The organism is Novosphingobium sp. AAP83 (assembly GCF_001295795.1).
In the GTDB taxonomy this organism is placed as follows: Bacteria; Pseudomonadota; Alphaproteobacteria; order Sphingomonadales; family Sphingomonadaceae; genus Novosphingobium.
Genome location: NZ_LJHY01000008.1, coordinates 116,280 through 123,738 on the forward strand (window position 1 = coordinate 116,280; position 7,459 = coordinate 123,738).

6 protein-coding genes are annotated in these 7,459 nt (G+C 59.1%); 1 reads left to right on the forward strand and 5 read right to left on the reverse strand.

The annotated features are described in order from the left end of the window. Positions 1-33 precede the first annotated feature (33 nt). The 5 genes from IP81_RS05025 to IP81_RS19530 form a co-directional block, all read right to left on the reverse strand. The gene (locus IP81_RS05025) at positions 34-1,662 is read right to left on the reverse strand and encodes a GMC family oxidoreductase (RefSeq protein ID WP_054106885.1); all 1,629 of its coding nucleotides are present in this window, start codon (positions 1,660-1,662) and stop codon (positions 34-36) included. 74 nt (positions 1,663-1,736) lie between these two features. Then, positions 1,737-2,999 (reverse strand): SRPBCC family protein, encoded by a 1,263-nt coding sequence (locus IP81_RS05030; protein WP_054106886.1) that lies wholly within the window; start codon positions 2,997-2,999, stop codon positions 1,737-1,739. Positions 3,000-3,203: 204 nt separating this feature from the next. Further along, complete coding sequence (locus IP81_RS05035) at positions 3,204-4,790, reverse strand: FAD-binding oxidoreductase (protein ID WP_054106887.1); 1,587 nt, start codon at positions 4,788-4,790, stop codon at positions 3,204-3,206. Between the two features lie 18 nt (positions 4,791-4,808). Continuing rightward, complete coding sequence (locus IP81_RS05040; protein ID WP_054106888.1) at positions 4,809-5,156, reverse strand: cytochrome c; 348 nt, start codon at positions 5,154-5,156, stop codon at positions 4,809-4,811. Further along, positions 5,153-5,503: a hypothetical protein gene (locus tag IP81_RS19530; protein ID WP_082355984.1), complete on the reverse strand. Its 351-nt coding sequence runs from the start codon at positions 5,501-5,503 to the stop codon at positions 5,153-5,155. The genes IP81_RS05040 and IP81_RS19530 overlap by 4 nt, the downstream gene beginning before the upstream one ends. Positions 5,504-5,750: 247 nt before the next feature. On the opposite strand from IP81_RS19530, the gene IP81_RS05055 reads away from it, so the two are divergent. Then, positions 5,751-7,385 carry a sigma-54-dependent Fis family transcriptional regulator gene (locus tag IP81_RS05055; protein ID WP_054106891.1) on the forward strand — a complete coding sequence of 545 codons (1,635 nt, stop codon included), beginning with the start codon at positions 5,751-5,753 and terminating at the stop codon, positions 7,383-7,385. Positions 7,386-7,459: the final 74 nt, after the last annotated feature.

Here is a 7,459-nt window from a genome sequence, read left to right on the forward strand (position 1 = left end):
TTCCTATCAAAGCGCGCAATCGAAGGTTCCGCTTCAGGCCGAGCGTTTTTTATCGTCCAGGATCATCCGTGCACCGCGCAACCCGATCGCCATGGCGGGCGCGTTGGTATTCCCGGTGATATGGCCGGGAATGACCGAACAGTCCGCCACGCGAAGCCCCTGCACGCCGTTCACCCGCAGGCGCGGGTCCACAACGGCGGTGGCATCGCTGCCCATCCGGCACGACTGGATCGCGTGCAACCCACAACTGGACAAACGCCGGAAGACGGCAAGCAGGTCTTCGTCGCTGCGCACATCGGCTCCGGGCAGCATCTCCTTGCCCACCATGTTCCCGAGCGGCGGTGATGCCATGAAGGCGCGCATCGCGCGCATCATGCGGACAGCCGAGGTGCGGTCATGTTCCGTGCTAAGCCAGTTCGGCAGAATTGTCGGCGCTGTTGCGCTGTCCGGACCATTGGCCCTTACAGAGCCTTCGCTCGTCAGTCGCAGCAATTGGCCATAGATCGTAATGCCGGGGCGGCGGTCGATCTTGTTCAGCGGAACCGGATCGTTGTCATCACCGACAGCGAAAGTATATCCTCCAAGATAGAACTGTGCGTCTGTCCGTCCGTCCGGATGCGCAACATTCAGAAACGCCCCAACTTCGAACGGCCCCGTCGCCATGATGCCATCGTGCCGCAACAGGTAACGCGCCATCGCCAGGGCAGCGCCGATTCCGAAGAAACTGCGATGCGTGCCAGTGCCTTTCGCAAGTCGGTAGGGCATTGCAATCGACAAGTGTTCGATCATTCGCTCGCCAACATCGGGCGAATCCGCAATGGTTGCAATGCCGACCGCTTTTAACCGTTCGCTATCGCCAATGCCCGAACGTTGCAGCAGTAACGGGCTTTCAATCGCGCCTGCTGAAACGATAATCTCAGCCCGGCATGCGAACCGTTGCGGTTTGCCGTCGACGATCGCGTCAACCCCGACAGCGCGCTTGCCATCAAAGATCACACGCTGCGCCAAGGCTCCTGTAATGACCCGGACATTTGCCCGCTTGCGCGCCGGAGCCAGAAATGTCCGGGCCGCGCTCTCCCGCTTTCCGGCGCGTATGTTGTGACTGTAAAGACCAACCCGTGGGCCATCCGTGCTATTCAGATCATCCACCCGGCTAAGCCCCATGGCTGCGCCTGCCTCGATCATGCGGTCGGCCAATGGGTAGCGGTAAATCGCGGGATCGACATGCACCCGGCCGTCACTACCCCGTGTCGGGCTGCTGCCTGCGGCATGGTCTTCCAATGTCACGAAGGCATCGGTCATAGATGCACCGTTCCAGCCCGTCGCACCCATCGCTTCCCATGCGTCATAGTCTGCCGGTTCGCCCCGGCTCCAGATCATGCCGTTGACCGATGATGATCCGCCCAGACCTTTGCCGCGTATCCAGAACTCGTTAGCAGCGGTGCCATCCTCGCGCGGCTGGGTCACGGCATAAGTCCAGATGTGTTCAGGCTTGCTCACCAGCTTGGCTACGCCTTTTGGCAAAGTTACCCAGAAGCTGTCATTCTCGCCGCCTGCTTCCAGCACGAGGATGCGGTTGGTGCCATCGGCGCTTAACTGCTCCGCCATGACGCAGCCGCTCGACCCTGCGCCGACAACGATGTAATCCCAGATTTCAGTCATGAAGCATCCTTGGCAAGGATCAGGCAGGGCTTAGCGGCTCCGCAAAACGCCGGGGCAATTATCGGCGACGATGTCTATTCGATCATGCCGGCAAGAACGGGCTTCACCCGCAGATGTTCAGGAATACGCTCAGGGCCAATGACGCGGTCAATGTGTTCGTGCGCATGATAGATACGCCGCTCCTGGTAATTGACGACGATTGACCGGAACGCAGGGGATTCAGCAGATTTCTGCACGCTCGGCAAAAACGTCAGATCTTCATCAAGAATGATGTTGAACTGTGCGATTTTCTCTTTCCAAGCCTCCGGCAATTCCGCCTCTCCATGCGGCATGCCCATCCAAACAACATCCATCCGGCAGGTGTTGATGCCCGTTGGCCAGAACAGCAGAAGCGGAAAACCGTTGGCATAGACAGGCGTGGTCAGGTTCGGGAAGCAGGTAAAGGCGGTGATGAATGTTCGCGGGATCGGCCCCACACTTTCAATATCGGCAATTCCGCCCATACCCATGGAAAACCCTGTTTCTTCAGACGCACTATCACGCGGTTCAAAACCATCGTTCCAAGGCAGAATGTTTCGGGAATGGCCGTTTTCGTAAAGCGCCATTACGGTGCCACGGTGTTCAACTGCGCATTTGGGACCGGGCAGGCCCACAGTGCCCCGATGGACAGATACGAAGTGATAATTCTCCGCAAAAGCATCCATCAGGATCTTCCAGTTGCACGCACAATCATAGCTGTATTGGTCAATCAGTACGAGATTATCGATATCGAACTGCGCAATTTGTGGCTGGAGACGGCGGACATATTCGGTAAGCGGCGGCGCGTTGGTATCGGAATTTATGAAAATCCATCCGCCCCACATTTCGCAACGGACCCGCGTTAAACCGCGTTGTGATTTATCGAGGCCTGCGAAATCACGCTGGTCAGGCACGCCAATAAGATTGCCTGCAAAGTCATAGGTCCACGCATGGTAGCCACACACCAGTCGCTTGCCCGGGCAAATGCCCTGTTTTTCCGTAACCAGGCAGCCGCCACGGTGCGCACAGGTGTTGTAGAAAGCAGCAAAACCATCATCGGTTCTGATGATGACGATCGGCATGCCGGGCACGCCGTCAAAAATCAGGTAGCTGCCAACTTGCGGGAACTGGTCCTTGTGCGCTGCATAAAGCCAGCTTTTTTGCCACAGGTGTTCCAGTTCGAGCTTATAGAATTCTGCCGAGACATACCGCTGTGCCGGAATGTCCGGGAGCGCGGGATAGCCCTCCGGATAGCCGGTGCGCGCTTTTTCATAAGCAATCCTGGCGCGCAAGGTTTCGATCGTTTCGGCGTCAGTCATTGCTCATGCCCCATCGTGCAAAAGGTGCGTTTCCAGTTGAAAAAAGCCGGATTCAAGAGTGCCGGACCAATTGGCCCGGGACTCGCAGGTCCGGCCATGACCGAATTGGTCATAGCCGGACCTTAGGGTGAGCCGATTGGTGGTCAGCTGTCTTTTTGGCTAGACCGTTCGGGCCTGAAAAGGCTCATTCACGGGCTTTTTGCATCAGATCCTGATCCCGGATTTGCCCGGTGCAAGGATGCCGTTGGGATCAAGTGCGCGCTTGAGGGTCTGATCGATCTTGCGCTTGACCGGACCAAACAGGTCGGCGGCCTGGTCCATGAATGCCGTGTTGACGCGGTAAACCGCGTAGCCGCGCTTACCAAATTCGCTCAGCAGCTTGGCGAAACATTCGTGCGCCCGTGCCATTTCGTCCGGGTCCGAGCGGTCGTAAAGCACGTCGACGACGTGGTGCATGTCGCGCATGCCGACGATATATTCGGCGACGTAATCAAGGCCGTATTCGCCAAGGATTTCCTTGGCAAGACGGGTCTGCTCGACTGTCTCGCTGCCCTTTGCGGCGGTGACGGGGGCAAACCACATCGAACCGCCACCGCCACGCCAGCGATAGAGGCCGAACTCCTGCAGGGTCATGTCACCGCGCATAAGCTTGGCGCGATAGTCGAAGGGCTGGGTCCCGGCTGCCTCCTCTTCGGTGATGATTTTGCCTTTGCCGCTGGCCTTGATTGCGCCGGTGATGATCTGCCAATTGACCTCGACCTGTTCCTTTGTGCCGTAAAGCGCCGCATAGACGTTCCAGGCGCCGAGGCCTTCCTTCGCCTTGATCTCTTCCAGCACGCTGTCCGGTGTCACGCCGGTACCGTCGTAGTACTTGCTACGTGGCATGATCGCGGCCGCTTCCCACATGACATTGGCAAAGACCATCGCGTTCGGAATGACGTTGGCGATGCGCAAGGGTCGCAATGTCTCCACGATGTCGTGGATGTCCTCGTCTTTGTCGTAACGGATGCAGAACGGCTTGTAGACCGGGGGTTTGGGCATCAGCCACATGCCCATCTTGGTGACGATACCATAATTGGACTGGGTGAAGATGCCATCGAGGTATGGGCCGTAGCCCCACTTGAATACCTGCCAAGCGCTGGTGCCCTCGACCCCGCCCATTCCGGTGCGCAGCACGTCGCCGTCGGCAAGGACCACTTCCATCCCGCACTGCATCATGAAGTGTTCGCCATAAGGCGTGTAGCCGACCCCGCGATCCACCGTGTTGCCCAGTGGTCCGGCAATTGCTGATGGCGCGGGGCACGAAAGCCACAGCGGAATGTCGTTCTCGTCAAGGTAATCCTTGAGCTGCTGATAGGTTACGCCCGGTTCAACCAACGCAGTGCAAAGCACCGGATCCACTTCGAGAATGCGGTTCATATGCTTCAGATCGAGCACGACTTGACCGGCGCTTTGCGGCGCGGCCGAGCCATAGCCGAAGTTGCGCCCCGTGGAGATCGTCCAGATAGGAACCTTGTATTCGTTGCAGACTTTCAGGATCTGCTGGATCTCGGTGACTTCGCGGGCATAGATTACGGCAGAAGGACGATGCAGGTCCTCGCTCTCGGCGATCATCACTTTTGTATAGGGTGCGATGTGATCGGCATCGGTCACGACATTCTGGGGGCCAAGGATCGCCACGAACTTCGCGATGGCTGCATGCATGTCTGCCGCGCTAACGCCGGCGGGCAGTACGGCAGGATCTGCCGGCGTGGCAGGCGTGGCGACGGGGGCTTGCTTCTTGCTGGGCATGATCTCTCTCCTTGTCGCTCAGCGTTTGGCCGCTGGCTTTGGCAGCTTGGAAGTGGAGACAAAGCGCGCGACGCCTTCGAGCGAGGCATCGTCTATCGCCGTGTGGGGAAATGCGGGCATCGCCAGCAAGCCGTTGCGGACAACGCTGGTGATGTATTCCGGCGGCAGGGCGCGGGCGCGCAGTTCGGGGCCGACACCGGTGGTGTGGCAGCGGGCGCAGGTCTTTTCCCATGCCACCTGTGGCGATGCCCACTGGCCAGATGGCGTCTGACGGGAGGACGTTGGAGGGGCGGCACCGGCAGAAACAGCGAGCATGGCGATAAATGCTGCGCCGACAGGGACCAGAGGCAGGATGCGCGGATTCATGCGTGGCCTCCCCGGGAGAGGATTACCGGGCGCAGCGTTGCACGGCGATCGATGTTTGCGATGTCGAACAGCACTGCATCGGCACCATCAAGGAAGAGGGCTATGTCCCTGCCGACGTTTGTGGCCAGCGCATCGCGAAGCTGTGTCAGCCGCTGCGAATAATCGCCCGCGAGCACGCACGCAGTTCCCTGCCAATCGGCGGGTATGGCCGTTGGCCGCGAAGCGATGGCCAGTGGTCCTGACCGGGCAATGGTAGTGGCGGCTAGCGGTGCAGCTACTGCTGCGCCTGCCAGTGCGCTGACAGAAAGGAAGGTTCTGCGACTGATCGCAGGCAAGGCGTCGGGCATGCACTTTCTCCTCTTCGCGGCCATTCGGATGGCATCGCCGCTGATCACGGCTGTGCGCAGGTCATCGCAATTGGCGTGCCAATTTTTCTAATGCCGCCAGTCACTCCGCGCATAATATTGATTTAAAGAACTATTTGTCCTTCAGCGAAGGTCCTTCGCGATGCAGGTGAGCGGAAGCGTTATCGCTAAAATCGTGTAATTTTAGACAATCCTTGCGCGGCTGTGTCTGAAAGAATACACTTTTTCGATGTCTGAAGACCTTTTAAGCCAGCTTCACTTCGATCATGCCCAAGGCCACATCTGGCTCGCCGGGCGGCGCATGATGATGATCCACGCCCGCGCCTTCGGGCTGTTGCGCCATGAGGTGATCGAAGCCATGGGTCTGGACAAAGCGCGGGGCGTGTTCACCCGCCAAGGCTACAACAGCGGTGCCATGGATGCCGAGATCGCGGCAAAGGTCAGGCCCGGAGCAACGATCGAGGAAATGTTCGCTGTCGGGCCGGAACTGCACATGCTGGAAGGCATGGTCCGCACCGATCCGGTAAGCGTAGAAGTGGATACCGCCACCGGTACTTTCGCCGCCGAATACATCTGGTGCGGTTCAACCGAATGCGGCGCGCATCTCGAACTGTTCGGGCGTGGGCCTTATCCTGCGGGATGGTCGCAAATCGGCTATGCAAGCGGATATGCCAGCGTCTTCCTCGGCCGCCCCATCCTGTTTCGCGAGATCGAATGCGTCGCGATGGGGCACGAGCACTGCCGCATCGTTGGCCGTCCGGCTGACGAATGGGGTGAAGGAGAGGATGACCTGCGCTACATGCGCGGTGCGCAACTCGGCGAGATAGGCTCATCAGCCGAAACGCTGGGCAACGGAAACGAGGGGAGGCACATTGTCGGGGCGTCAGCAGGTTTCAACGTGGCCTTCGACATGCTGGGCCATGTGGCTGACACAGATGCGGTCGTGCTGTTTTCAGGCGAAAGCGGGGTGGGCAAAGAGATCTTTGCGCGCAACCTCCATGCGATGGGGCGGCGTGCCGCAGGACCGTTCATCGGCGTAAACTGTGCAGCAATTCCCGAAAACCTGCTCGAAGCCGAACTGTTCGGAGTCGAGAAGGGAGCTTTCACCGGAGCGAATGCATCAAGGCCGGGGCGGTTCGAAAGGGCCAAGGGCGGCACCCTGTTTCTCGACGAGATCGCGACACTTTCCCTTGCCGCTCAAGGCAAGCTTCTACGAGCGGTGCAGGAGGGTGAATTCGAACGGGTCGGCGGTACGAAAGTGCAGAAGAGCGACGTTCGTCTGGTGGCTGCCACCAATACTGATTTGAGAACGGCGGTGGAGGCAGGCACCTTTCGCGCCGACCTGTTCTATCGCCTTAATGTGTTCCCCATCAGGATCCCGCCCCTGCGCGAACGCCGCGCCGATCTGCCACTGCTGATGGAACACTTTATTGCCCTTTATGCCAATCGCCATGGGCGGCGGGTAACCGGCTTCGAGGAATCGGCCATCGCCGCCATGCTTGGCTATGACTGGCCGGGCAACATTCGCGAGCTGGAAAACGTGATCGAGCGTGGCGTCATCATGGCGCGCGACGGAGAACCACTCCGACAGCACCATTTGTTCAGCGGCGGTGAAGTGCTCGGTCCTCCGGTGTGGCGGCCGGGCAAGGGCGCTTCTTTACTCGCAGACGCTGCCTCAGAATCGGCTGCCGAGCTTGTGGACGCCGGACTAGATCTTGCGACAGTCGAACAGCAGATGATTACAAGGGCTCTCGCCAAAGCTTCAGGCAACAAGACGCGAGCGGCAAAATTGCTGGGAATCACAAGGTCGCAGCTTCTCTATCGGCTCTCGGCGAACCGCTCTCAAAGTGAACCTGTTGAATAGCACCGAAAACTGACCGGGGAAGCGTCCGCAAACGCCCGCGCGATGTACCGATCTCCTCGCTCAACTGCGGCTCG